Origin of the sequence: Shewanella sp. GutCb, from assembly GCF_002836135.1 — a bacterium.
Classification (GTDB): Bacteria; Pseudomonadota; Gammaproteobacteria; order Enterobacterales; family Shewanellaceae; genus Shewanella.
On the sequence record NZ_PJBL01000003.1, the window covers coordinates 28964 to 53704 of the forward strand.

25 protein-coding genes are annotated in these 24741 nt (G+C 45.2%); 17 read left to right on the plus strand and 8 right to left on the minus strand.

Annotation, left to right across the window (positions count from 1 at the left end):
• Positions 1-110: 110 nt before the first annotated feature.
• Positions 111-1709, plus strand: a complete 1599-nt coding sequence (locus CXF86_RS03380; RefSeq protein ID WP_101091440.1) for an AMP-binding protein — start codon at positions 111-113, stop codon at positions 1707-1709.
• Positions 1710-1771: 62 nt separating this feature from the next.
• Here CXF86_RS03380 and CXF86_RS03385 read toward each other — a convergent pair whose 3' ends face one another.
• The 7 genes from CXF86_RS03385 to CXF86_RS03415 form a co-directional block, all read right to left on the minus strand.
• Positions 1772-2443 (minus strand): hypothetical protein, encoded by a 672-nt coding sequence (locus tag CXF86_RS03385; protein WP_102038340.1) that lies wholly within the window; start codon positions 2441-2443, stop codon positions 1772-1774.
• Positions 2444-2531: 88 nt separating this feature from the next.
• The gene (locus tag CXF86_RS23180) at positions 2532-2918 is read right to left on the minus strand and encodes a DUF6966 domain-containing protein (protein WP_102038341.1); all 387 of its coding nucleotides are present in this window, start codon (positions 2916-2918) and stop codon (positions 2532-2534) included.
• A gap of 641 nt (positions 2919-3559) precedes the next feature.
• On the minus strand, positions 3560-4120 hold the full coding sequence (locus tag CXF86_RS03395) for a lipocalin family protein (RefSeq protein WP_102038461.1): 561 nt from the start codon (positions 4118-4120) through the stop codon (positions 3560-3562).
• Positions 4121-4243: 123 nt separating this feature from the next.
• Complete coding sequence (locus CXF86_RS03400; RefSeq protein ID WP_257985292.1) at positions 4244-6058, minus strand: ABC transporter transmembrane domain-containing protein; 1815 nt, start codon at positions 6056-6058, stop codon at positions 4244-4246.
• A gap of 214 nt (positions 6059-6272) precedes the next feature.
• The gene (hutZ, locus tag CXF86_RS03405; protein ID WP_101091434.1) at positions 6273-6821 is read right to left on the minus strand and encodes a heme utilization protein HutZ; all 549 of its coding nucleotides are present in this window, start codon (positions 6819-6821) and stop codon (positions 6273-6275) included.
• A 76-nt stretch (positions 6822-6897) separates the two neighbouring features.
• Positions 6898-7410, minus strand: coding sequence for a heme utilization cystosolic carrier protein HutX (hutX, locus tag CXF86_RS03410; protein WP_102038343.1), 513 nt, complete (start codon positions 7408-7410; stop codon positions 6898-6900).
• 77 nt (positions 7411-7487) lie between these two features.
• Positions 7488-9512, minus strand: coding sequence for a TonB-dependent hemoglobin/transferrin/lactoferrin family receptor (locus CXF86_RS03415; protein ID WP_374702320.1), 2025 nt, complete (start codon positions 9510-9512; stop codon positions 7488-7490).
• A 330-nt stretch (positions 9513-9842) separates the two neighbouring features.
• On the opposite strand from CXF86_RS03415, the gene CXF86_RS03420 reads away from it, so the two are divergent.
• From CXF86_RS03420 to CXF86_RS03450, 7 genes are all read left to right on the plus strand, one after another.
• A complete protein-coding gene (locus tag CXF86_RS03420; RefSeq protein WP_102038345.1) occupies positions 9843-10547 on the plus strand; it encodes an energy transducer TonB in 705 nt (234 codons plus the stop codon).
• 186 nt (positions 10548-10733) lie between these two features.
• Complete coding sequence (locus CXF86_RS03425) at positions 10734-11507, plus strand: MotA/TolQ/ExbB proton channel family protein (RefSeq protein ID WP_374702318.1); 774 nt, start codon at positions 10734-10736, stop codon at positions 11505-11507.
• Complete coding sequence (locus tag CXF86_RS03430; RefSeq protein WP_102038346.1) at positions 11507-11920, plus strand: ExbD/TolR family protein; 414 nt, start codon at positions 11507-11509, stop codon at positions 11918-11920. Before CXF86_RS03425 ends, CXF86_RS03430 begins: the two co-directional genes overlap by 1 nt.
• Before the next feature lie 64 nt (positions 11921-11984).
• Positions 11985-12941 (plus strand): heme/hemin ABC transporter substrate-binding protein, encoded by a 957-nt coding sequence (locus CXF86_RS03435; protein WP_101091429.1) that lies wholly within the window; start codon positions 11985-11987, stop codon positions 12939-12941.
• 38 nt (positions 12942-12979) lie between these two features.
• Positions 12980-13996 carry a FecCD family ABC transporter permease gene (locus CXF86_RS03440; protein WP_101091428.1) on the plus strand — a complete coding sequence of 339 codons (1017 nt, stop codon included), beginning with the start codon at positions 12980-12982 and terminating at the stop codon, positions 13994-13996.
• A complete protein-coding gene (locus CXF86_RS03445) occupies positions 13997-14830 on the plus strand; it encodes a heme ABC transporter ATP-binding protein (RefSeq protein ID WP_102038347.1) in 834 nt (277 codons plus the stop codon).
• Between the two features lie 194 nt (positions 14831-15024).
• A complete protein-coding gene (locus CXF86_RS03450; RefSeq protein WP_101091475.1) occupies positions 15025-15531 on the plus strand; it encodes a GNAT family N-acetyltransferase in 507 nt (168 codons plus the stop codon).
• Positions 15532-15694: 163 nt separating this feature from the next.
• Here CXF86_RS03450 and CXF86_RS03455 read toward each other — a convergent pair whose 3' ends face one another.
• Positions 15695-16639, minus strand: a complete 945-nt coding sequence (locus tag CXF86_RS03455) for a carbon-nitrogen hydrolase family protein (RefSeq protein WP_102038348.1) — start codon at positions 16637-16639, stop codon at positions 15695-15697.
• A 365-nt stretch (positions 16640-17004) separates the two neighbouring features.
• Between CXF86_RS03455 and CXF86_RS03460 the strand changes: the two genes are divergently transcribed.
• From CXF86_RS03460 to CXF86_RS03495, 9 genes are all read left to right on the plus strand, one after another.
• The gene (locus CXF86_RS03460) at positions 17005-17538 is read left to right on the plus strand and encodes a dihydrofolate reductase family protein (protein WP_102038349.1); all 534 of its coding nucleotides are present in this window, start codon (positions 17005-17007) and stop codon (positions 17536-17538) included.
• Between the two features lie 131 nt (positions 17539-17669).
• Complete coding sequence (locus tag CXF86_RS22990; RefSeq protein WP_257985275.1) at positions 17670-18011, plus strand: hypothetical protein; 342 nt, start codon at positions 17670-17672, stop codon at positions 18009-18011.
• Positions 17980-18897 carry a hypothetical protein gene (locus tag CXF86_RS03465; protein WP_257985276.1) on the plus strand — a complete coding sequence of 306 codons (918 nt, stop codon included), beginning with the start codon at positions 17980-17982 and terminating at the stop codon, positions 18895-18897. The genes CXF86_RS22990 and CXF86_RS03465 overlap by 32 nt, the downstream gene beginning before the upstream one ends.
• 60 nt (positions 18898-18957) lie before the next feature.
• The gene (locus CXF86_RS03470) at positions 18958-19287 is read left to right on the plus strand and encodes a DUF2956 domain-containing protein (RefSeq protein ID WP_102038350.1); all 330 of its coding nucleotides are present in this window, start codon (positions 18958-18960) and stop codon (positions 19285-19287) included.
• A gap of 312 nt (positions 19288-19599) precedes the next feature.
• Positions 19600-19770, plus strand: coding sequence for a trimethylamine N-oxide reductase system protein TorE (torE, locus tag CXF86_RS03475; protein ID WP_101091422.1), 171 nt, complete (start codon positions 19600-19602; stop codon positions 19768-19770).
• A 41-nt stretch (positions 19771-19811) separates the two neighbouring features.
• Positions 19812-20990, plus strand: coding sequence for a pentaheme c-type cytochrome TorC (torC, locus tag CXF86_RS03480; RefSeq protein ID WP_101091421.1), 1179 nt, complete (start codon positions 19812-19814; stop codon positions 20988-20990).
• Positions 20991-21005: 15 nt separating this feature from the next.
• Positions 21006-23498 carry a trimethylamine-N-oxide reductase TorA gene (torA, locus tag CXF86_RS03485; RefSeq protein WP_102038351.1) on the plus strand — a complete coding sequence of 831 codons (2493 nt, stop codon included), beginning with the start codon at positions 21006-21008 and terminating at the stop codon, positions 23496-23498.
• Positions 23495-24148, plus strand: a complete 654-nt coding sequence (torD, locus tag CXF86_RS03490; protein WP_102038352.1) for a molecular chaperone TorD — start codon at positions 23495-23497, stop codon at positions 24146-24148. Before torA ends, torD begins: the two co-directional genes overlap by 4 nt.
• 235 nt (positions 24149-24383) lie before the next feature.
• Positions 24384-24686, plus strand: a complete 303-nt coding sequence (locus CXF86_RS03495) for a hypothetical protein (RefSeq protein WP_102038353.1) — start codon at positions 24384-24386, stop codon at positions 24684-24686.
• Positions 24687-24741 lie beyond the last annotated feature (55 nt).

A 24741-nucleotide genomic window follows, 5' to 3' on the forward strand; every position in this document is an offset into this window, starting at 1 on the left:
TTCATTGTTGACCATTGACCTTAGGGTGACAATCGCACTAATCTAAACGCCTGTTTGATTCACTAATCAACCCCAAAAACAATCAAAAACTGGCTAACGAAGGTATCTCCATGGCATATGATTCAGACTCAACACTCGATCTCTCCCGATACGCCTCACTCAATGATCTGATTGACCTTGCAAGTGCCCGATACGGTGATAAAGCCGCTTATTCTTGTTTAGGGAAAGAAACCACATTCAACGAGATTAATCATTCTTCACGCCAGTTTGCCGCTTACCTGCAACAAGAAACGAATTTAGTACAGGGCGATAGAGTTGCGATTCAACTGCCCAATATCACTCAGTTTGTGATTGCCGCTTATGGCGCCATTAAAGCAGGTATGGTGTTAGTCAATACCAACCCTTTGTATACCCCACGGGAGCTCATCCACCAATTCAATGACTCAGGCGCAAAAGCCCTAGTGGTGCTATCGGATCTGTTGCCAACATTGACTGAAGTGATTGCTAATACCAGTATTGAAACCGTTATATCCACGCATGCAATGGACTTGATTGCACCGCAACCGCAACCAGAAGTCCCCTTTGCAACCATCGCCTTTTGTGATGTGCTAAAAGCGGGTGAGCTACTGACATATGTGCCTGTGATTAGCGTGCCAGAACAGATTGCAGCACTGCAATATACCGGCGGGACCACCGGATTATCAAAAGGGGCAATGTTAACCCACGGTAATTTACTCGCCAACGCCATGCAGATAAAATCGCGTATTGGCAGTCGCCTAGTTGAAGGTGAAGAGATTTTTGTCGCGCCGCTACCTGTGTACCATATCTACGCCTTCATGGTGAATTTAGTGCTTTATTACGAGCGTGGCGGTTGTTCTATATTGATCCCAAATCCACGCGACATTTCAGGATTGATCTCAGCGCTGGCACAATATTCATTCACTGGATTTGCAGGGCTCAACACATTATTTGTCGGGCTATGTCACCAACCAGAATTTAAGGCATTGGATTTTAGCCACTTAAAAGTGACCATCTCCGGAGGTACTGCATTAACTCAAGCAGCGGCTTCGGTTTGGCAGCAAACCACAGGCTGCACCATCTCTGAAGGTTACGGATTATCGGAAACATCACCGGTGGTGTCGCTCAATGCACCTGGACTCGAACAGCTCGGCACGATTGGCAAACCCGTCCTTGGCACCTTGGTAAAGATTCTCGACATGGATGATAACGAAGTCGCCACAGGAGAAACCGGCGAGCTTGCCGTCTTTGGTCCACAGGTGATGTTAGGTTATTGGAATAACCCAGAGGAAACGGCAAAAGTCATGACCAGCGAAGGTTACTTTAAAACAGGCGACATCGCGATTGCCACTGAAGACGGCTTCCATAAAATTGTTGATCGCAAGAAAGACATGATTATCGTCTCTGGTTTTAACGTCTATCCAAACGAAGTCGAAGATATACTGTCGAATCACGAAGCAATATTCGAATGTGCCGTGATTGGTATTGAAGACGATCGTAGCGGTGAAGCCGTTAAAGCAGTTATCGTATTAAACGATATTCATGCCGATCATGAACAAGCTAAAGCGGCAATCGACAGCTACTGCCGCGAGCAGCTAACCGCCTATAAGATCCCAAAAGTCGTTATCTTTGTCGATGCATTGCCTAAATCTACAGTGGGTAAGATATTACGCAGAGAATTGCGTAAGTGATTCTGAGTTTGGTTTTTAGTTTCACTCGTTAATACTAAAAAGGGAGCCAATGGCTCCCTTTATCAACTTTTAATAACGGGATAAGCATTAAACGATGCCCATCTGCTTTCTAGCATATCGAACGCATTGAGTATGCCCTTATTCCTTAGCGCTGGGCCGATAAATAGGTTTGCATACACTTGATGGCTACTCCTATCTACTTCATTAATATACCAGATTAGTTCAACATTCGATCTTTCGAAGGAGTCATCACTATTTTTTTTAGCTAATACTTTACTAACATAATTATAAACAAAATCATTGTTATAGAATGGAACTCCTTCATTTAAAAGGATGAGGACACCAGTGCTTCTTTTTAGAGCAAGAGAGCTTTTTGTATCCCTAATTTGCTTGTCAGCATTCCTGATTAGATGTTTTAGATTTCTCCCAGAATAATCTAAAGCCCATAATCTGAATTTTTCACCTTCTGCATGTGCACTAATAATGTCTTCGACAGGTACCTTTCCAAAGAATTCAGGAAACTTAGGATCACTCATGGCCAATTCAGAAAATCGTCTATTTAACTCCGCACCTCGGTCTTTACTCAGATGCTTAACTTCAAAAGTGAGCTCTCGGTCAAAAAGTAAATAATCAGCCTTCTTTCCTTCAAAAGTATGCTCTGGTAAGTCATCTATTGCTTCACAGCTATTAATACTCATAATAAATTTATGAAATCTAGATTCCAGGTTATTCATTAATTTTCCTTAAAACAAATAGACTCATTAGAGTCTCGTAACAAGTGTTCAAACAAAGAAGTGATATTCAATAAATTGGTACTGTGCTTCATGGCTTATTCTTTCTTAAAGTATCAAACAGGTAACGAAAATAGTTATGTTTAGATCTACATTCTGACCACAGATAGTGTCTCAATTGGAACCCGCGCTTTTTGGTCTTAGAAGAAGCACCTTTCAAACACAATGAATCATTAAAACTCCCCATCCCACCGTATGCGTTAAGAGAGTGAGCAATACTTTTTTGAGGCCTATCTCTATAGAGTAACCCTAATGATTTACTAAAATAATTAGCCCAATGTTCTTCATTGTTGTTTCGGAGTAATTCAATCAACTCCTCTAATAGGACTTGGTATTCTGGATAGTCGGGGCTAATAAAATCTCTAATGCCAGACAATAGTTTATTCTGTTGCAACGTTATATGCTCTTGGTTGCTCATCTAATCAAACCAACCTATCACTGCTAAGTGCTTATTGTAAATAATCTAATCCCAATACCACAGTGCAAATTAAACTCCAATTACATTAAAGTTAACTTCTATCATCAGTGGTCCAATTGCCTGCGGCAAGCGTATGTGCAGACACTACTGAGGCTCGCTTTTTGCCATCCATGGCCGCTCTGCGGTTTCATCCCTGAAATCGAAGGCCTCAGCCGTATCTACACTGGTTTATAAAAGCGCAATCTCTCAGCATTTGAGTTTTCAATATGCAGATACTAAAGCCAACAACAAATTCAGAGCGGATTGGTTACACCAACTCCCCATCGGAGTTGCCGAAGTACGTAGATAAAAATGCCGTAGAACCATCATGGTCTTTCCCGTGCATCCATGCACTTCAAGACATTCAGGCATCCTGCCTATCAGATGATGGTTCAGGCTCGGGGGGACATGGATGTCCCATCTGAGCCGTTAGGCGATTTTTGTTGGAGTATGAGGTCTGTACTCAATGCATGTAACTTCGTCGGGGCGTCATGGTGGATGCAAGGAGGACAAGCGCTTTCCCCCTTGGCTCGGGTGTGGGCGAAGCGCCACGACTTTGACTTTTTTAAAAGCAGAGTAATTTCATGCTCGCTTGCATAAACCTAAACCTGTTTAACCCAAATAATCTGCTCAATACTAAACCCAAGCCGCTTAGCCTGCTCGGTAAACTGCTGTTTAAGCGCATCACTCACCTCTGGGGTACGTGATAGAAACCAAAGGTAATCACGGTTATAACTGGTAATAAAGGCATATTGGTAACCCTCTTTATCAAGCTCATACACCACGTACGAACCATAAAATGGCCCAAAGAAAGATACTTTTAAATAACCAATATCAGTAGCATCAACAAAGTAAGCTTTGCCCTCGGCATCTTTCCAGCTTTGCTTTGCTTCAGAAAAGCCGCGATTAGTGACTTTAACGCCACCATCATCTTTCATCTCGTATTCTGCAGTCACCCGAGATAATCCGCGCTCAAAGCTATGATCGAGCCTGGCGATTTCATACCAAGTACCTAAGTATTTTGGTAACTCAAAATCATTTACTGCTTCAATACCTTTGGGCAAACTGGTACATGCTGACAATAGCAAAACGCTTAACACCAGTAGTGATTTGCTTACAAAGTGTTTAATTGACCGCAGGCATGAGCACTTACGTAAAGACATTGAAAGTCGCATAAATAATTCCCTTTCGATTTTGGTGATTAAGGTTTGCGATTAAGGCTTAGCGATAAACGCGTTAAAAACCAGTACGTTTACCACCAAAATAAAGTTCACCAGCAATCTTTTTTAAATCGTTGCAGCATCATCTGTAAGTAGCTGTAGACTGGCAAACTCACGATAAAGCTCACTGCTTTGCATTAACTCTTTGTGCGTGCCACTTGCCACTACTAGCCCCTTCTCGAGCACTAAGATACGATCAGCATTGATAACCGTTGCCAATCGATGGGCAATAATCAAAGTGGTTTTATTCACCATTAGCCTGTCTAGCGCTTGTTTTACCTTTTGCTCACTGATGGCGTCGAGTGCACTCGTGGCTTCGTCCAGCAGTAAAATCGGTCGATCGGCAAGAATAGCGCGAGCAATAGCGATGCGTTGCTTTTGCCCACCAGATAAACGAACACCACGTTCACCTAGATAGGTTTGATAGCCGTCGGTAAACTCAGCTATAAACTCATCGGCTCTGGCGGCAATACAGGCTTGTTTCACTTCAGCTTCGGTGGCATCCAAACGTCCATAACGCACGTTTTCCAGTACACTGCTGGCAAAAATAACTGACTCTTGTGGCACCAAGGCATATTGCTGGCGCAAGGATTGAGGGCTTAATTTGGCGATATCAACGCCGTCTAGTTCAATGTTACCGCTTTTTAACTCATAGAAACGTTGCAGTAGTTCGAACAAGGTACTTTTACCGGCGCCGCTCGCCCCGACCAATGCTACACGTTCGGCTGGCTTGATGTGAATATCCAAGCCTTGGATGACATCACTCTCTCCGTCATGCTCAATGCCGCCCTCGCGAATATTGCTGTAAGCAAATCGTACCTGCTTTAACTGCAGTTCGCCGCGCACCACTGCAGGTAAAGACAGCGGTTCGGCTACAGTCGGAATATCAATCGGAGTTTCCACTAACTCAATAAGGCGTTCAGTTGCACCAGCAGCGCGTTGAATTTCGCCGATCACTTCGCTAATGGTTGCCACAGAACCTGCCACCATTACCGCATAAAACATAAAGGCTGATAGCTCACCGCTGGTGATACTGCCATTCATCACATCGTGGGCACCAACCCAGGTGACTAACGCTATCGCCAAGATGCTCAAAAACATCACTAACGAAATTAAAATAGAGCGATACTTTATTCGCCCTTTAGCGGCGTCCATAATCGCTTCAACCCGCTCATTGAATAGCGCTCGATCTCTGTCTTCATGGGAATAGGCCTGCACGGTGTGGATCTCATGTAGTGTTTCATCAACATAAGCGCCTAAGTCACCCACTTTGTCTTGGCTTTTACGCGACAAGTCGCGCACCTTACGGCCGAAAAAGAAGATAGGGCCCAACACCATTGGAACTGCGAGTAACACTAATCCTGTCATTTTAAGACTGGTTATTGCCATCATGACAATGCCACCAATCACAGTCACGCTGGCTCTCAGTGCCATCGACAAACTTTGTCCTACCACCGATTGCAACAGCGTAGAATCGGCCGTAAAACGTGAAATAACCTCACCGGTACGCAGTTTTGCATAAAATCCAGGCGAGAGCTTGAGTAGATGGTCATACACTTTCAAACGAATATCGGCGCTAACGCGTTCACCTAACCAAGTCATTAAGTAGAAACGGCAAAAAATGGCGCTACTGCTGAGGGCGGTGATCCCAACCACCAGCAGAATAATTTCATTAAGGCGTGAGCCATTGTCTTGCAAAAAACCTTCATCGACCATTAAGCGCACGCCTTGACCCAGTGACAGCCAAGCGAGTGAACCAATAAAGAGGAAGATGATCGCGGCTATCACCTTAACGCGATAGGGTTTTAAAAAAGCACCAATCCATGGCAAAACAGCGCGCTGGCTAACATGTGGCTTATTCGTCGCAGTGTTTTCAAGCAGCGCTTGACTTGGCGCTGTGGTCTCGGCGGTCTTTGATGAGACAGAAGATGCTGATTGGCTCAATGAAGTGTCCTAAATTTGAATGTAAACAACATTAGAATAACAAAACCCGCATGAGAGCGGGCAATGTTTATAGAAAAGCTTTGTATGAGAGTATGTTCCTCTAAACTTGCGCTTAAGGCTTATCTCTGCACGGCATTTGCCGCATTCGTCATTAGCTTATCGTGTCAGCAAGTTCCGCTTTAGGCGTGCCATGGTGGCCGTCACGTTTCCAATTGACATCTAAAAGCTCTGAACCAGAAAGACTAAAGGCTTGGCCAAATCCTTTTACATATAATCCATGATGAGGGTTAAGTTTAAACAAGTTAAAGTCGGTCAGGGCCGCTAAATTATCAATCATCTCGCCAAAGCGGGCAGACAATGCCGCTACGCCTTTGGTAAAGGTCTCGCTATCTCGTGCAACAAGCTCTGCTGTGGCATCAAAGGTCAGTCGCTTACGGGCAAATACTGACTTTGCCTCTGCTTCATCTTCAAGCAACATAACAGACAGCTTATTAGATGCTTTAAGGTTAGTGCCATGGCGTGCAAGCTCACTGACCAGAATATAAAAACCATCGTCAGCCAAGGCAAAAGGCGCATAGCTGGCATTGGGCACGCCATTGGCATCTTGGGTCGCTAGCTGCAGGGTTGAACGAGCAGCTTTAAACGCTTCTATTTCAGGTAATAGTTTCTCACGTAATCTTTGCTCTTTTACAGTAGTCATTGCTCGGCTCTCTTATTTTTTAAGGGGCTAGATGCCACATATCAGGTGCTAGGTCATATTGACGACCGGCGAGGTTCTAGGCGGTAGCGATTTGTAACTCTACTTTAAGCGCATTAAAACGGGCCACTTGCTCAGGCAATAACACTCGCTTCTTATCTCTGCCTAAATACACTTTAAACACCACTTCGCCTTTGGCACCAAAGAAGTTAATGGAATGGCTCTCGCTACCTCTAAACGGTTTGCTTATCAGTGCTATTGCACTAATGTCATCCAGCTTTAAATGCCCGTGTAGTCCCTCGCCTTTAGTGATGAGATTGTAATAACCATGGCCATACTTCCCTTTCGGGAAAGCACCTTTAAACTCAAAGATACTGCCAGATACTGACACAATCGTGGTCATGTTGCCCCACTCTGGCAGCGACGTTAATAAGCTGTCTTTTTCAGTGATAGGCAGTAGCGCAAGCTGATCGACCGGCAATGCTGACATCACTTCAAACTCACTAATGTTGAGTTCTACGGCAATTTGGCTGGGCATTGCCGCGGGGTTATCGATTAAATGCTGGCGGATGGTTTCAATGGTAATTGACATGGAATATCTCCAAAATATTAAAATGGCAGTGAGGCTAATCATTGCTGTTAGCCTCAGGGTTAATTGTTTAGCTTTGTTTAGAAGCTATAACGCGCCGACAATTTATAGTTCCTTCCCTGTTCATACAGGGTTTGCCACGCTTGTTGATATTGTTCATCACCGATATTTTCTACTGCAAAGTCGACTCTTAACCCTTCAAAAGTGCCCATGGCAGGTTCCCATGCCACGTACAGATCCCACAGTTTGTAAGAATCGTATGACTCAGTGTAATCACTAGGCAACTGATCTTGCTCTGCTACGTAGGTAAAACGAGTACCAAACTTCATGTCACCTTCCATGATGGCTTGCGACAAGTCGAACCCTAGCTTTTTAGCTGGAACCTTGGTGAGGTAATCTCCTTCCGTCTTATCTTTACCTTCGGTTTGACCATAGTTTAAGGTGACACGTGTCTGCTCATAACGGTAACGAGTAGTAAATTCAAAACCTGTGAGTTTAGCTTCATCAACATTGTCCCATGAGGTTGTTTGCTCAAAGCCAGGAATGCCCATCAATGGGTTAGAAACAGATTGCTCGATAAAATCATCAACATCGTTTCTAAACACGCTTAATGTCATTGCGAGTTCATCATCTCCGGCAAGTTCAGTGAAACGAAGATCAGCTTTAATCTCCTTGTTCTGGGCTTTTTCAGCTTGCAAATCTGGATTGATTTCAAAAGTATTACATAGCCCACCAGGCAAGAATCCCGGGATAGGAGGGATACAGTAATGCGTACCGGTTGAGTACATCTCTTCAATACTTGGGGCACGGAACGCTTGGTCAAATCGCGCGCTTAGGGTTAACCATTCGGTGGTGGTCCAAACCAATCCTATTGACGGCGAAAATGCATTGTCATCAGATTGTGCATTAAGGTTGTTACTTTCATTTGTAAACGCGTCGTAACGCACTGCGGCGTCAACAGACCAGTTTTCACTTAAGCTGATATCGGCGCGGGTAAAGGCGCCCCAGACCGTGGTTTCGCCGTCAATATCATTCGGGCGTTGGCCAGTTTGACCGCTGTCATCACGTACTGTTTTAATTGAATCTTTGTAACCATCAACACCATAAGTCAGCACGGTATTGGCAAATTTAGAGCTATTATTGATACTAAATCCAAGCGTGTCGTATTCGGTGCTATCAACTTGGTTTTTAGTAACCCTGTCTTCATCGTAATCGGTACCATTCCAATAGAAGGTAGCATTAAGATCGAGATAGTGATTATCCGTTGGGTTTAAGCTGTAATCCAAGGTCACATTTTGATCATTGGTTTTGCGCTTAACCAAAGGCACTGAACTGCCGACATCCGTCGTCGGATTACTCGGCACCAGTTCATCAATTTTAGAAAAACGGGTAGAAAGTTGCAGACGTTGATCATTGGTCGGTTGCCAACCAAATTTAGCCAAGCCGCTAGTTCCCTCTGAAGCACTGTTTTCAAGCGTCTGATCATTACCCACTTTAATGTTGTTGCTGTCGTAATAACTGCCGTTTAGCAACCAATCAACGCTTCCAGCATCAGCAGTATCTGCTAAGCCATAGATTGCACCACTGGTTTTAGCACGATCACCGTTGGTTTCGAAACCTTGCTTGATATAGCCACCAAAAGTGTCTTCCTCTTCCAGAAAATCCTGTGCAGATTTAGTATTTTGCGCCACAACACCGCCAATGGCACCGCTGCCCCAAAGGCTACTTGCAGGGCCACGCACCACTTCAACGGAACTGAGTAGTTCAGGGTCCATAAAGTAAGTGCCCCGATGACCAGAACTGGTATTTTGGCGTGCACCATCAATCGTTTGCAATACTCGCTGCCCGCCTAAACCACGAATTTCAACCCCTTGAGATGATGCGCGAGGGCCATTTGAAACATTAACATTGGCTACATTCTTAAGCGCCTGCGCAACCGATGCAGGTTGTTGTTCCTGCAACTGCTCTTCAGAGATCACTGCGACAGAGCGGCTGGTTTCAGACACTTTTTCACTCACGCGAGTGGCCGAGACCAATACTTCATCAAATTCGGTAACTTGCTGTACTTGCTCTGCATATACGCTGGAGCTAAGAGCCATTGCCATAGCGACGACGAGCGGCTTCTTGTTCATGTTTCAATCCTCAAAGTAAGTTTATGGGGTAGCGACAACAACTCAGTTAGTCCATTAATTGCGTAGATTCGAACACCCTTTCTATTATTTTCGGCACTTTACCTGAGAAAAAAACATAGATCAAATGAAAATCATTATCATTTGCGATCTTCTTAAGGTTCGTATATCGTATTGGTAACTTGTTAAAACTATGAAGCGTAACCTTTTGTAAATTATGTATATTGTAAGCTTTGTAAAGTTTACTGCAGCATAAAAAAAACTCAGGGTTATGGCAGTAGTGATGATTGAAAAAGAAAAACGGCCATGACTCCTAAACGATATTTTGCTTTTGGTTGCTTAACCCTATTGATCCAAGGTGGTGTACTCGCCTCGCAAAATAGTGAAGCAACAATCCAGCTAAGCTCAGGCTCTGCTATGGGTTCCAATCAGGCGGTTAATCTGTCTATTGCGATGCAAGCCAGCCAAGCGCCAGCAAGTGAAACGGCTAAACCTAAGGCTAAGGCGGTTAAAAAGCTTGAGCCAAAGCCCGTCGTAAAGACGGCTATAAAACCGATAGCAAAAATCGCGGCTAAGCGTAAACCCGTTGCCAAGCAACCGCCGACGGAGACCCCAAAAAAGCTAGCTAGCAAAGGTGAAAAGGTTGTTGAGAAACAGCCGAAGAAGCAGAGCAGCCAGCAACGGGCTCACGATCAAGTTCAAGCAGAAGCCAAGCAAGGGGTAAGCAAGCAATCCGTTGCGCTAAACCAGCCGACTTTTGCCGCCCCGCCCACTCAGCCCCATTACCCTAAGAAAGCCCGTCAACGCGGTTTTCAAGGCACTGCGACTATCGAAGTGATGTTCAATCAGGTCGGCGAGCAAATGTCACTCACCTTGGTGGATAGTTCAGGTTACCGATTACTCGATAAAGCTGCGCTTAACGCTGTAGAAAAGTGGCAGTTTTCTGCGCCCTCACCGCAAACCGCTTACGCCTATACCGTGCGAGTGCCGGTTAAATTTGAGCTGAACTAAATCTGAATTCAAGCCGAGCGTGTAAACCCATCGCGCTAGGCACAGCTTATTCCAACTGCCCTTCTAGGAGTGAGAGGCCGCTTAACTTCAATCGCAGTGTGATTAAAGTTAACCCGTACGTTTTAGGGACATGCCACCAACACCGTTAATACCAGGCGATAAATGCTTATCGCAGAGGAAAAGTAAATGTCTCAACCGCTAACGCCATCACTGTCTCAAGGGTTGTCTCAGCCTTTATACCAACAACTTTCAGAACAACTTGGCTACCTAACTTGGCCGCTGTTTATCTGCGCTTTTGTAGCCTTAATGATCATTCTCGAACGGCTCGCGCTTGTGCTATATGAGTTGCCTAAACGGGATAGTTGGTTGACTCAACTACGCCAACAAGCACGCAGTGCGACCCCAGAGCAGCGCCAACAATTAATGGCACAGATAAGCCAAGGCCGCAGCATGCTGGCTAAAGGCACCGCGCTACTGCTAAGCCATAGCGATCAAAACCGCCTAATGCGCGAAGAGATCGTCAGTCTCTGGTTGGTAAAGCAAAAAAGTAAACTCTTGTCTGGCCTAAAAATATTACAGGTTATCGGAATTATCACCCCGCTACTTGGGCTGTTAGGGACGGTGCTCGGGCTGATTGAGATGTTCAACCAGCTTGGGTTATCGGACGGTCCAGTCACTCCATCGCAGCTTGCATCAGGTCTTGGCTTAGCGATGAACACCACAGCTGCTGGTCTTATTATTGCGGTTCCGGCGATCACTATGGCGCACCTATTGACCCTTTGGGCCGAGAGACGCTGCAATAAAATCACTCACGTATTGAACCTACTTAATTTGTGGCTTGAGGGCTTTGATCAAGCCTTAAGTATCGGCAGCGATACCGCCGCGCAACTATGCAGCAAAGCGGCCACCTGTAAAGAAGCCAGCTGCCAATCAGCGACAACGCTGGCGGAGCCAAGCTGATGATTGGTTGTGACACGAATGACAGCGTTGCACTTTCTGGCCTAGATCTAACGCCGCTGATTGACATCATTTTTATCGTACTGGTATTTCTTTTACTCACCGCCAATACGCAATTATTGAGCCTGCCAGTGGATGTTCCCACCGAAGCAGATTCCAGTTTAAATGCCCTTTCGCAAGATAAACATGTCGCGATAAATATCATGACAGATCAGCCACACTGGGCGATTGATGGTGTGAGTTATCTGAAGTTTGATGATTTTGAGGTGGCATTTATTAGCGTCTTGAAAGCCAGCCCGAAAGCTAAAGTCATTGTTGCAGCCGACAAAGCCGCGCCAGTGCAACCGCTGATGAATGTGTTAGCGCTAATGCAACGGCAACAGATCAGCAATACCCAGATTTTGATGGAACCCTAACAACCTTAAACGAGCAATATCGACTTGCTTACGGCATTCCTTTTTATTATTTTGGAGCTTTTTAATGTTCAACTGTAAAACTCATTTAAAAACTAAATTATCAACCCGCTTTAAAACGACTTCTAAGATGGGCGCCACAGCCATCTTCAGTATCTTGGCGCTAATCAGTTCTTCGGCCTACGCCCATGATGGCGAGCACGTTAATGGCCATGAACAATCATCAGCACCGCGAGTTATCAGCGCTGGCGCGGGTATGACCGAGCTGGTTTTTGCCCTCGATGCGGGTGACGAACTTGTGGCAGTCGATTCCACCAGCCAACTGCCTAAAGACAAAGAAGACATTGCCAAGCTTGGCTACCATCGCATGCTTTCTGCTGAAGGTATCTTAGCGCTTAGCCCAAGCCTAGTGCTGGGTTCTGACGCTATGGGGCCTAAAGCGACCTTAGATGTTTTAAGTTCAGCCAAGATTAATGTCGTGCAGCTGCCTCATGCCAATACTCAAACTCAACTGTTTAGCAATATCGATGCTATGGGCCAGCTACTAAAGCGTGAAACACAAGCTAAGCAACTTAAAACAGAACTACAGCAATCATTTACCGACCTTGAGCGTAAGCAACAACAGATTGCTAACAAAGGCGATGCCCCTAAAGTGTTGTTTCTACTGTTACAGGCCGACAGACCTGCGCGTGTTGGTGGCGATGACACCGCAGCCGATATCATTATCAAATTGGCTGGTGGCAACAACATCGCTGGTTTCTCTGGCTATAAGAGTGTCTCTCAAGAGGGCATTCTTGCACTACAACCAGACGTCATTTTGATCTCAAACCGCTCTGATAAAGAGACTGAAAACCCAGTACGTTCGCTACTGAAGAAAATGCCACTGCTAGCACATACTCCCGCAGGCAAGAATGAGCAGATCCAAAATCTTAACCCGCAAGCGCTGATAGGCGGCCTTGGAATGAGTGCTATCGAAGCGGCAGATAAACTTGCTAGCGATTTTATTAGCGTAAAGCGTTACTAAACCTTGTTCACTACGCCATTATTTAACGGGATTCGTAAATGGATAATCGTCATTGGCTTTGGCCCTGTTTGTTGACCGCTTTGGTCATCACCAGCCTGATGTCTGTCAGCATAGGTCCACTGCACATTAGCCCTAGCGTGAGCTTCAGTGCCGTCATTAACTGGGCGACTCAAATTGATATAGGCAGTGTAGCCCCACACGAACAGTTAGTGATCGACCAAGTCCGCCTACCGCGCACATTGTTGGCGTTAGCTGTGGGGGCTGTGCTGGCTCAGTGTGGCGCGGTGATGCAGGGGTTGTTTAGAAACCCACTGGCAGATCCCGGTATTATTGGGGTGTCGTCAGGTGCCGCTTTTGGCGCCGCTATCTGCATTGTGCTGTTTCCCCAAGGCGGTGAATACGCCGTGGCAATCAGTGCCTTTCTAGCCGGGTTGGTAACCACCTTAGTGGTTTACCGTTTAGCCAGTAGCCCTAGCGGGACTTCGGTTGTATTACTGCTGTTATCTGGCGTAGCCGTGGCAGCACTTGCTGGCGCGGGCATAGGTCTACTCACCTATATGGCCGACGATATGGCATTGAGGGATCTCACCCTGTGGCAGCTCGGTTCTATCGCCGGCGCGCAATGGCATTACGTCATATTAAGCTTGATCGCCTTAGCCGTTGTTAGTTGGCAGTTTAACTGCTCAGCGAAGGCGCTTAATGCGTTATTACTGGGTGAAGCTGAAGCGCGTCATTTAGGCTTAGATGTTGATAAGTTAAAACTCAAGCTCATCGTACTTTGCGCTATTGGCGTGGGAATATCGGTTGCCGCAACTGGCATTATTGGCTTTATCGGCCTAGTCGTGCCGCATTTAGTAAGGATGATGGTGGGGCCTGATCATAAACAGCTACTGCCACTCAGTGCCATACTCGGCGCTGCATTACTCGTGCTGGCCGATATCGGTGCTCGCGCCATTGTTGCGCCATCAGAACTACCCGTGGGGCTGGTCACAGCGCTTATCGGCGCGCCATTCTTCATCGTGTTATTACTCAAACAACGCAGTAAGTTGGTCTAAATGAATTATTCAACTCAGTCACAGCCAGCGGGTATAGCGGATCATCTATCGAATGCAAGCAGAACTACAGTCATAGAGATCGAGCATCTTTCAGTGCGTATTGGTCAAAAACCAGTATTAACCGACATAAACCTCAGATTAAAAGCCGGCGAAGTCACTGCCCTTTTAGGACCTAATGGGGCCGGTAAATCAACCTTACTAAAAAGCTTATGCCAGGAAATTGAGCTTGAAGCAGGCCGGATTAACATTCACCAGCAACCACTGACGATGTGGGATAGGCAAAAACTGGCAAAATTGTTAGCGGTACTGCCACAACACGCCTCACTGACGTTTCCATTTCAAGTTCATCAAGTAGTCGAAATGGGGCTATATCCGTTAACGCTCAACCAGCGACAAGGTGAGCAGTTGATTGATGCACAATTGGAACAGGTTGCCTTGAGCCACTTAAAATACCGCAGCTACCCTACGCTCTCGGGCGGCGAGAAACAGCGAGTGCAATTAGCCCGAGTATTAACCCAGTTAGCTCAATCAGATAAGCCGCCAATTTTACTGTTGGATGAACCCACCTCTGCACTGGATTTAGCCCAGCAGCACAGAGTATTAAAGCTGGTAAAATCGTTAGCTTATGAACAAAATTATGCCGTCGTAGTGGTACTTCATGACCTTAATCAAGCATCACGCTATGCCGACAGATTGGTGATTTTACAACAAGGAGACGTTGTCAGTGATGGGCCACCGCACGAGGCGTTAACCCCTGCAACCATAAGGCAGGTTTGGCAATACGATCCTATTGTAGTGAATGAGCCCGGGCAGCTGACACCACTATTATTTTAAACTACGCTTCCTAAAAAGTTTAAAGCCGCTTTATAAGCAGTATTTAAAGTAATTGGTATAAACAATATGTCAGAGTTTGTTCTAGAATCAATATCAACAACTTATAGGTATTTATTGATATCGAACTAAATGGGTGGATGATGACGCTCTATAAATTTAACCGGACAACCAATAACATCAACGCTGAAAAGGTCATGCGGATCAATTATCGCAAAGAGTGCGAAGCCGATATCGACGCCATTGATACGTTAACTCAGCTCGCTTTTATTAATGTCGAGCATTCAACACATACCGAGCACTTTATTGTTCGTCGCCTAAGAGACGCAAGCGCATTGAGTGTGTCTTTAGTTGCAGAAACAAATGGCGAGATTATTGGCCATGTCGCGCTGTCGCCAGTGACTATTTCCGACGGCAGCGTAAGCTGGTATGGTCTTGGCCCTATTTCGGTCAGGCCTGACTATCAAGATAAAGCCATCGGTTCAAGCTTGATAAGTGAAGCATTGAGCGAACTAAAAAAGCTCGGTGCTAACGGTTGCGTATTGCTAGGCGAGCCCGATTTTTACAGTCGTTTTGGCTTTACGGCAAATGCTTTAATCGTACTTGAGGGCGTGCCAGCAGCCTATTTTCTGCAACTGACCTTCTCCGATAAAGAGCCTCGCGGCATCGTAAACTACCACAGCGCTTTCTCAGCAACTCGTTAAGCCGAGCTTAAAATGATAACGGTAGCCTTGGATAAGCAAGGCTAGTTTTGAGCTGGCCAAACGCACCGACTCGGTGCGTTTGAGATTTAGCAAAACGAGTAATAGATAAAACAGACTGAAGTATATGAAGTAGCAATAATGCCAGTCCAGCTGCAGCACCTTGTTAACGACTGTTTTTAAAGTGAATGGGTGATTGTCTAGTCTTGTCTACTTCCAGTTTAAATACATCAGGTCTTGAGTAGTGCCCTGCGACATCCAAAGCACGCTTAGAAGTTGAGGCCAAATCAACATCAATATCCAAAATGATATAGCCTTTCTCTTTAGATAATGGCCCTGACACTATTTCACCGCTAGGCGATACCACAAGCGAATCTCCGGGGTTAATCCATTCTTCATCAGCCGGGTAAATTTCATCTATATTTGGAAAGTCCGTAGGTAAATCTTTTCGCTCTAAAGCAACACCACAAGATAAAACCCAACACTTACCCTCCCGAGCAATGTGCTGCATAGTGCCAGTCCAAGCATCACCACTGTCATAGGTTGGTGCAATATATATTTCTATCCCTTGCGAATATAGAGAGTACCTTGCCAGAGGCATATAATTTTCCCAGCATATTAGGCTACCAATTCTACCGACTGGAGTATCAATAACATTTAAACCATGCCCATCTCCAAACCCCCATACCATTCGCTCTGGGTTTGTGGGCATGAGTTTTCGATGATGATTGATAATTTGACCTTGAGTATCAATGGTTATTACTGAGTTATATATTGTGGATTGGCTATTAGCATTATCTCGTTCGTTAATACCACATACGACTGTAACGCTATTGTCTTTGGCTGCTTCTAGCATAGGGTTGAGATCGTCCGAACTTAAATCAATCGCATTTTTGAGTAATCTAACATGTAGCTCTTCACTGATCCCCCTGTCACCACCAGGTCTAAGCCGCCATATCCAAGCAGGGTATCCTGCTATGAATGCCTCTGGAAAAACAATCAGTTCAGCCCCTTTGGCGGAGACGGAATTAATGATCTCTACAGCTTTTTCTATGGTACGTTTTTTATCAAGAACGTAAGGAGACTCTTGAATAAGTGCGATTTTTTTCATCATTAACTCCCTTTCGACAAGTCGTTTAATTAGCGCTCAAAACTTCGAAAAAAGAGTAAGTCCAGAACGTTAGCTGGCTAATGATTGTTAAATAACACCGCTGAGAATTGCCATTACAATCATTAAGTGCACTTAAATAATAGAAGCCTTTAAGTTTCTTTGGTGGCTCATCTTAAAAAACAAATTAAGCTAAAAATCATCATCCATGACGATGAAGTGCCAGCATAGGAAATCTGAAAAATGAATTTTCCACGACATAAACCAGAACAACATCATTAATGGCACTCTCTTACAGCATCAATTTTTACCTTCATCTATAATACTTTTCAGCTCAAAGCGTTAGCTTTCTATACTGGAGACATACCATGACCAATATCGTTTTTATCGCCACCAGTCTCGATGGTTTCATTGCAGACAAAGACAATAAAGTCGATTGGCTCCATGAAATCCCAAACCCTGATAATTCTGATCTCGGTTACAACGCTTTTATCGAGCGAGTACAGGCGTTAGTCATCGGCCGAAATACCCTAGAAACCGTTCTCAGCTTCGGTATTGACTGGCCCTATACTAAACCCGTATTTATGCTCAGCAATACCATGAAGGCGGTACCGGCAGGACTCGAAGATAAAGTGTTTTTAGTGAAAGGCCCACTGACAGAGGTCATGACGAAAATACACGGTCAAGGTTACAACAACCTCTATATTGATGGCGGTTTGACCATACAGAGCTTCTTAAAAGAAGATTTGATTGATGAGCTGATTATCACCACTATTCCAGTACTCTTGGGCGGCGGGATCTCATTATTTGGCGGGTTGGTCGCACCACTTAAGTTTAAGCATGTAAAGTCAGAACCCTTTATTGATTACTTGGTACAAAATAGTTTTATTAGAGTGCGATAACTTCTACTAGCAAACACAACATCCAAAGCTTAGATTTACAATGCAAAGCAACAGATATTGATCCATCGCACCAAAGTGCTACTTGATAATGATTATCATTGCCTTTGAATTGATTTTACGATTTGAGAGTAATGATGATCCTAACGCCGACCATGACTGGCATAGCAAGTCCTGAACCATTGCAAAATGCCTTTAAAGTCAAAAGTGTTCCCCATGCCGGTCGCAGTGGCAGTCGCCCTGTCAACTTAACACCGGCACTTTGGCATCAATGGTGGCAACAACCCAGCAAGAGTAACCAACGGGCACTGTATATCCATATTCCCTTTTGTCGTAAGCGCTGTAGCTTCTGTAATTTCTTTGAAAATGGCACTAATCCTGAGCGAATTAGCCGCTATGTTAGGCGCAGCGATAAGCAAATTCCCATTGATAAAGAATGCCGAAGTGTCGCTCGAAGGCCGTCTCAATGGCTTTGATGATGACAAATGGCACAGTGCGTTAGATAACGGATTTAACCGCTTCTCGTTTGGAGTGCAAAGCTTCGATACTCATGTACGCCAAGCCGCCGGACGCTTTGATGATAAAGACACCTTACTCAGCCGCCTTAATGAGTTGAGCCAACATCCGAGTGCCAGTATCGTCATCGATCTTATTTTTGGGCTACCCGGCCAAACCTTAGATATTTGGCAACAAGATCTGCAAGCCGTTATCGACAGTGGTGTACATGGGGTCGATCTCTATCAATTGATAGGCCTCGGCGGCACTCGCATCGACCGGGCTAGCGAGAAAGGCAAAATACTTGGCACCGACGAAAGTGAATTTCAGGCCGATAGCCAAACGCGGGCGCAGATGTACGCCTATGGCGCCAACTTACTCGAATCAAACCAGTGGCAACGGTTATCCAGCTGCCACTGGCGCCGCGACAACCGTGAACGTAGCATCTATAACTCACTTGCCAAAAGCGGTATCGAAATACTACCGTTTGGCGCCGGTGCAGGTGGCAGTATCCATGGCCATGGGGTAATGAATGCCCGCAGCTTAACCAACTGGCACCTAGCCCACTCACAACCCACTGACGTTATAGATGAGGCAACCCCCACTAAAGTGCCCGGAATGGCATTGAGCCCAAATCCATCAGCCGAACTCGATGCGATTTTTAAACGCGGCCTAGACGGTGGAACACTGCAATTTTCTCAACTAGAGGCCAGCTTACAGCAGCAGTTACAGCCACTCTTTCATGCATGGCAAACCAATGGTCTGGCGCAACTTAATAACGACTCCCTTACTTTGACCTTGGCTGGGCGCTTTTGGAACGTGAATATGCAAACGGGTTTGTTTGAGTTTTTGGCTGAAAATAAGTAAGTAAATGATAAATGAGCTCATGTTATAGTGAGCTTATTCTTAGCTAAGCATTCATAAAATATGGCACAGCCGATCTCAGACGAAACTAAAAACGAAGCCGTAAAAGTGGCAAAATCAATTCAAAAACCAGGGCAAACTAAAGAGCAAACGAAGCTCATTGCGCTAGGAATTGAAAAAGGCATTGCGGAGTATAAAAAACAGCAAAAAGGCAAAGCACGTGTTCGCGACAAACAGAAAAAACAGCAAGTGCGTGCTAAAGCCCGTACCACTGAAAACGAACATGATGTCGAGGATAATATAGAAGATCGCGCGGCCAGCCCCTACTTACCCTGGGGATTATTAACCCTCAGCTGGATTGGCTTTATCAGCTATATCGTCATCAGCAAGTAATCCACAATACTGTCGATTAATCATCACCGTTTAGCCGCGCACTTTTCAGCGCGGCGTTATTATTGAGCCATCATCCTGTTTTAACCTGCACTTCGACATTCACGCCTCCAAAACCGGGTCTACACCAATCGACTAAAAACACAGTAAACACCTGATATTAAACTATAAAAGCTCACCAAAACACTGCACCATAATTCTGTTCATATATTGTCATAACTTGTCTTAACTTGTTCATTGTTACCCACATCGCTGTTCACAACCTCTCCCTATAATGGCCTCATCAAAGAAAGGGTTAGCTGGAGCTAAATAGTCATGACGAATCAAAACCCCACAAAAAAATACACTAGTAATAAGAAGGATGAACTTAAAGCATTGTTTTTTATCATCTTTATTTTATTCCCTGCATTAAGCATCGCTTTTGTTAGTACCTATGGCTTCATCATTTGGATGATCCAAGCATTTGGTGGCGTTGTCGCTCACTAATCCCCTTTTCCACTTTTTAAACTTATTACGAGGATGCGATTATGAGATGGTTGCTTAACATCTGGCGCACATTAAACAAACCGACACAATACCTCACACTGGGCTCAGTCAGTGTTTCAGCCTTTATTATGGGCATTATCTTTTGGGGTGGTTTTAACACTGCACTTCAAGCAACAAATACTGAAGAGTTTTGTATTAGCTGCCACAGCATGGAAAGCATGCCTTATAAAGAGCTGCAAGAGACAGTGCATTGGTCAAATCATTCCGGCGTTCGCGCAACCTGCCCAGATTGCCACGTACCCCATGATTGGAGCCGTAAAATTGGCCGCAAAATTGAAGCCTCTCACGATATGTGGGGCTGGTTACTGCAAACCGTCAATACACCTGAAAAATTCGAAGACAAACGTCTAGAAATGGCCAGCCGTGAGTGGAAACGATTCGACCGTGATAACTCTCTAGCGTGTAAAAACTGCCACAACTATGACTCAATGAAATGGGACAGCATGTCTAAGCTAGCGCAAAAGCAGATGAAACGCGCAGCTAAACTCGACCAAAGCTGTGTTGATTGTCATAAAGGTATCGCCCATAAGCTTCCCGATATGGGCACCGCTCGTGCACCAGAGTTAATTGCAGAAGTCGGTTCCGGCGTTAACGGCTTAGAGGTTAACAAAACCTATTTCTCAGCATTGACTAAACCTGTTTATTTCAACGAAAAAACCGATGTTGAGGCTGGCACATTAAACATCGCCACTAAAGTGAAAGTGTTAGAACTTAAAGGCAACCGCGCCAAGATTGGTATCAACGGTTGGAGAAAGAAAATTGGTGCAGGTCGCGTTATCTACTACGACTTTGGCTTAAATATTCTATCGGCTCAGCTAACCAAAGATGCAGCACTTGAAGAGGGTGTAATCACCACCTTCGAAGAGAAAGAAGACCCAATGACAGGCCTTAAATGGCAACGTGTAGAAACCGTAATCTGGACAGATACCGACTACCTACTCAGCGACCTACAGCCACTTTGGGATTATGCGCGTAGCACATATAGCACCAGCTGTAGCGTATGCCATACCCAACCGGACGAGAGTCACTTTGACGCCAACACATGGCCTGGTATGTTCCAAGGCATGATCGCCTTCGTCAATATGGACCAAGATACTCAAGCTTTAGTGCAAAAGTACTTACAAGAGCATTCATCAACTTTCAATAAGTCGGCTCACTAAATAGGACATCACATTATGAAAAGAAGAGACTTTTTAAAAGGCTTAGTCGGCACATCTTATGTTGTACTTAGCGGGTCGTCAGTCCTTGCGCCATTGAATGCGTTAGCCGCTTCAGCAGCCAAGACTAACGAAGGTTGGCTCACCACAGGATCGCACTTTGGTGCTTTTAAAATGAAGCGCAAAAATGGCGTGATAGATCAAGTCATTCCATTTGAAAGAGACAAGTATCCAACCGACATGATTAACGGTGTCAAAGGCTTGGTCTATAACCCGTCGCGTGTACGCTACCCTATGGTGCGCTTAGACTTCTTACTCAAGGGTCACAAAAGCGATACCACGCAACGAGGCGACTTCCGCTTTGTGCGAGTGACATGGGATAAAGCGCTGTCTTTGTTTAAAGACTCGCTTGATGAAGTACAAACTAAATATGGTCCATCAGGGCTACATGCTGGCCAAACTGGCTGGCGCGCAACAGGCCAGCTGCACTCAAGCACTAGCCATATGCAACGCGCCGTAGGCATGCATGGCAACTTCGTTAAAAAGGTTGGCGACTACTCAACAGGGGCAGGACAAACCATTTTGCCTTACATCTTGGGTTCAACTGAGGTGTACGCTCAAGGTACATCTTGGCCGTTAATCTTAGAGCACTCAAAGACCATCATTTTATGGTCTAACGACCCTTATAAAAACTTGCAAGTCGGCTGGAACGCAGAGACCCATGAGTCTTATGCTTATCTTGCCGAGCTGAAAGAGAAAGTGGCTAAGGGTGAAATACGCGTTATCAGTATCGATCCTGTTGTCACCAAAACGCAGCAGTATTTAGGCTGTGAGCAGCTGTATGTTAATCCACAAACTGACGTGGCATTAATGCTAGGTATCGCCCATGAAATGGTGGCTAAAAATCTGCATGACACTAAATTCATTGAAGGATACAGCTTAGGATTCGATAGATTCCTACCCTATATCCAAGGCGAAACTGATGGTGTAGAGAAGACACCTGAATGGGCTGCTGAGATCACAGGAGTTTCCGCTGAGATCATCCGCGATCTCGCAAAAGTGATGACTAAAGGTCGCACTCAAATGCTCATGGGCTGGTGTATTCAACGCCAGCAGCACGGCGAACAACCTTATTGGATGGCAGCGGTACTTGCCACTATGACAGGCCAAATTGGTCTACCTGGCGGCGGTATTAGCTATGGTCACCACTACTCAAGCATTGGCGTGCCATCATCAGGTGCAGCAGCACCTGGCGCTTTCCCACGTAACTTGGACGAAGACCAAAAGCCACTGTTCGATAGCAATGACTTTAAAGGCACTAGCAGCACCATACCAGTTGCGCGTTGGATTGATGCCATTCTAGAACCAGGCAAAACCATTGACTCTAACGGTTCAAAAGTCACCTTCCCAGATATCAAGATGATGGTTTTTTCCGGTAATAACCCTTGGAACCATCACCAAGATCGTAACCGCATGAAGCAAGCGTTCCAAAAGCTTGAGTGTGTGGTCACTATCGATATGAACTGGACTGCGACCTGTCGCTTCTCAGATATCGTTCTGCCAGCGTGTACCACTTTTGAGCGTAACGACATCGACGTCTACGGCAGTTATGCTAACCGCGGTGTACTGGCGATGCAGAAGATGGTTGAACCGCTGTTTGACAGCTTGTCAGATTTCGAAATTTTCACTCGCTTTGCCCGCCTAATGGGTAAAGAAAAAGAGTACACCCGTGGTATGACGGAACGTGACTGGCTAAACAAGCTTTACACTGACTGTAAAAATGCCAATGCGGGTAAGTTTGACATGCCAGACTTTGATGCGTTCTGGAAAGAGGGTTACGTTCACTTCGGTGAAGGTAAACCTTGGACACGTCACGCAGCCTTTAGAGAAGACCCTGAGATCAATCCTTTAGGAACTCCTTCTGGCTTAATTGAGATCTTCAGCCGTAAAATAGCTCAGTACCAGTACGATGACTGCCCAGGTCACCCGACTTGGATGGAAAAATCAGAACGCAGCCATGGCGGTCCAGGTTCAGACAAATTCCCAATGTGGATGCAGTCTTGCCACCCTGATAAGCGTTTGCATTCACAAATGTGCGAGTCAGAAGAGTACCGTGAAACTTACACTGTTAAGGGGCGTGAGCCCGTCTACTTAAACCCTGATGACGCCAAGCAACGCGGCATAAAAGCAGGCGATGTGGTGCGGGTGTTTAACGACCGCGGTCAGCTGCTTGCTGGTGCAGTGGTTTCAAATAACTTCCCTAAAGGGGTTATTCGTATCCACGAAGGCGCTTGGTATGGTCCCGTCGGCGAAGATGGCAGCAAAGAGGGTGGCGCAGAAATTGGCGCACTGTGTAGCTACGGCGATCCAAACACTCTGACGCAAGATATTGGTACTTCAAAGCTTGCTCAAGCTTGCTCTGCTTACACTTGTTTAGTTGAATTTGAAAAGTATAAAGGTAAAGTACCTGTTGTAAGCTCATTTAGCGGACCCGTTGAGATAACACTATGAGCGCAGTAACAGCTAACCCCGTAAATCAAGTCAGAAGCACGATTTATCAGCTACTTTCATCATTGTTTGCGAAAGAGGTAGATCATAAAACATTGCATGAATTGACCTGTACTCAAGCACAAGAATTTTGGTCTCAACTTGCTAGTGAGCCCGATTTTAAAGCAGATGTTGATGTGCTGGTAACTGAACTCGCAAAGCTTAATAGCGACAAAGCGCTACTCGAGCTTTCGGCTGATTATTGTGGTTTGTTTTTAGTCGGTACCAAGCACAGTGCCTCGCCATACGCTAGCCTCTATTTAAATAAAAGCTCAAGTGATAAACCTGCCACAAAAGGCAATGAGCCATTGCTCTTTGGTGAGCAGCACCAGCAGATGACGCAGTTTTTAAAACAGAGTCAGTTGCAGGTGCAAAGCGAGTTCCCCGAGCCCGCAGATCATCTCGCGGTGATATTGGCCTATATAGCACATATCAGCATGCATAGCCGTCACCAAGAGCAACTGCTGTTTATCCGCAACTACCTAGCTAACTGGTTACCAAAGCTTGTCGCTAAGATCGCCAATGTCGATACCGGTAAGTTCTATATCGCATTAGCGCAGCTCACGTTAGCTTGGGTGGAGTCAGATATTGAATGGCTTGAAAACGAAAGCTAATACAGACTGAGCAACTGGTACTCTGAAAGACAACCGTAAAAAAGCCGATAATGATTATGTCATTATCGGCTTTTTTGTATCGTGAATGTGAGGCTGCACACTTGTTGTAAACACATTAAATTTGTAGACTCATAAGTTAATGTTACATACTCGCCTTATCAATAAGGATAAAAGAGCACTTTACTGCTTTACTCTCTCTAACGAGAGTGCGATACCACAATGGAGATTTTATATCATGGACGAATTACTTATTATAGGCTTATTCATACTGATTGTTAGCTTCAACACACAGAGGTCAACCGACAAACGGTTGAGAGTCATCGAACACAAAATTGACTCCTTGTTAAAAAACAACGGTATTTTTTTTCATAACAACATCAATGTATCTAAAGAAGTATTAACTGCCATTACTCTCGGTAAAAAACTAACTGCTATCAGGCTTTATCGCAAAGATACCGGTGCAAGCTTGAAAGAAGCGCACGGCATAATTAACAGACTCGCCGCAAAAACAGCGTCGCTATTGAGACAAAGCAACTAACGCTGCGTCTGCATTGCCACACTCTTTCAACAGTAGATGATAGCTATTCAGCTAC

What these genes read in the sequence shown, in the direction of transcription:
- CXF86_RS03380 (WP_101091440.1), top strand. Translation starts at nt 111, where the DNA reads ATGGCATATGATTCAGACTCAACACTCGATCTCTCCCGATACGCCTCA.
- CXF86_RS03385 (WP_102038340.1), bottom strand. Translation starts at nt 2,443, where the DNA reads ATGAATAACCTGGAATCTAGATTTCATAAATTTATTATGAGTATTAAT.
- CXF86_RS23180 (WP_102038341.1), bottom strand. Translation starts at nt 2,918, where the DNA reads ATGAGCAACCAAGAGCATATAACGTTGCAACAGAATAAACTATTGTCT.
- CXF86_RS03395 (WP_102038461.1), bottom strand. Translation starts at nt 4,120, where the DNA reads ATGTCTTTACGTAAGTGCTCATGCCTGCGGTCAATTAAACACTTTGTA.
- hutZ (WP_101091434.1), bottom strand. Translation starts at nt 6,821, where the DNA reads ATGACTACTGTAAAAGAGCAAAGATTACGTGAGAAACTATTACCTGAA.
- hutX (WP_102038343.1), bottom strand. Translation starts at nt 7,410, where the DNA reads ATGTCAATTACCATTGAAACCATCCGCCAGCATTTAATCGATAACCCC.
- CXF86_RS03415 (WP_374702320.1), bottom strand. Translation starts at nt 9,512, where the DNA reads ATGGCAATGGCTCTTAGCTCCAGCGTATATGCAGAGCAAGTACAGCAA.
- CXF86_RS03420 (WP_102038345.1), top strand. Translation starts at nt 9,843, where the DNA reads ATGACTCCTAAACGATATTTTGCTTTTGGTTGCTTAACCCTATTGATC.
- CXF86_RS03425 (WP_374702318.1), top strand. Translation starts at nt 10,734, where the DNA reads ATGTCTCAACCGCTAACGCCATCACTGTCTCAAGGGTTGTCTCAGCCT.
- CXF86_RS03430 (WP_102038346.1), top strand. Translation starts at nt 11,507, where the DNA reads ATGATTGGTTGTGACACGAATGACAGCGTTGCACTTTCTGGCCTAGAT.
- CXF86_RS03435 (WP_101091429.1), top strand. Translation starts at nt 11,985, where the DNA reads ATGTTCAACTGTAAAACTCATTTAAAAACTAAATTATCAACCCGCTTT.
- CXF86_RS03440 (WP_101091428.1), top strand. Translation starts at nt 12,980, where the DNA reads ATGGATAATCGTCATTGGCTTTGGCCCTGTTTGTTGACCGCTTTGGTC.
- CXF86_RS03445 (WP_102038347.1), top strand. Translation starts at nt 13,997, where the DNA reads ATGAATTATTCAACTCAGTCACAGCCAGCGGGTATAGCGGATCATCTA.
- CXF86_RS03450 (WP_101091475.1), top strand. Translation starts at nt 15,025, where the DNA reads ATGCGGATCAATTATCGCAAAGAGTGCGAAGCCGATATCGACGCCATT.
- CXF86_RS03455 (WP_102038348.1), bottom strand. Translation starts at nt 16,639, where the DNA reads ATGAAAAAAATCGCACTTATTCAAGAGTCTCCTTACGTTCTTGATAAA.
- CXF86_RS03460 (WP_102038349.1), top strand. Translation starts at nt 17,005, where the DNA reads ATGACCAATATCGTTTTTATCGCCACCAGTCTCGATGGTTTCATTGCA.
- CXF86_RS22990 (WP_257985275.1), top strand. Translation starts at nt 17,670, where the DNA reads ATGATGATCCTAACGCCGACCATGACTGGCATAGCAAGTCCTGAACCA.
- CXF86_RS03470 (WP_102038350.1), top strand. Translation starts at nt 18,958, where the DNA reads ATGGCACAGCCGATCTCAGACGAAACTAAAAACGAAGCCGTAAAAGTG.
- torE (WP_101091422.1), top strand. Translation starts at nt 19,600, where the DNA reads ATGACGAATCAAAACCCCACAAAAAAATACACTAGTAATAAGAAGGAT.
- torC (WP_101091421.1), top strand. Translation starts at nt 19,812, where the DNA reads ATGAGATGGTTGCTTAACATCTGGCGCACATTAAACAAACCGACACAA.
- torA (WP_102038351.1), top strand. Translation starts at nt 21,006, where the DNA reads ATGAAAAGAAGAGACTTTTTAAAAGGCTTAGTCGGCACATCTTATGTT.
- torD (WP_102038352.1), top strand. Translation starts at nt 23,495, where the DNA reads ATGAGCGCAGTAACAGCTAACCCCGTAAATCAAGTCAGAAGCACGATT.
- CXF86_RS03495 (WP_102038353.1), top strand. Translation starts at nt 24,384, where the DNA reads ATGGACGAATTACTTATTATAGGCTTATTCATACTGATTGTTAGCTTC.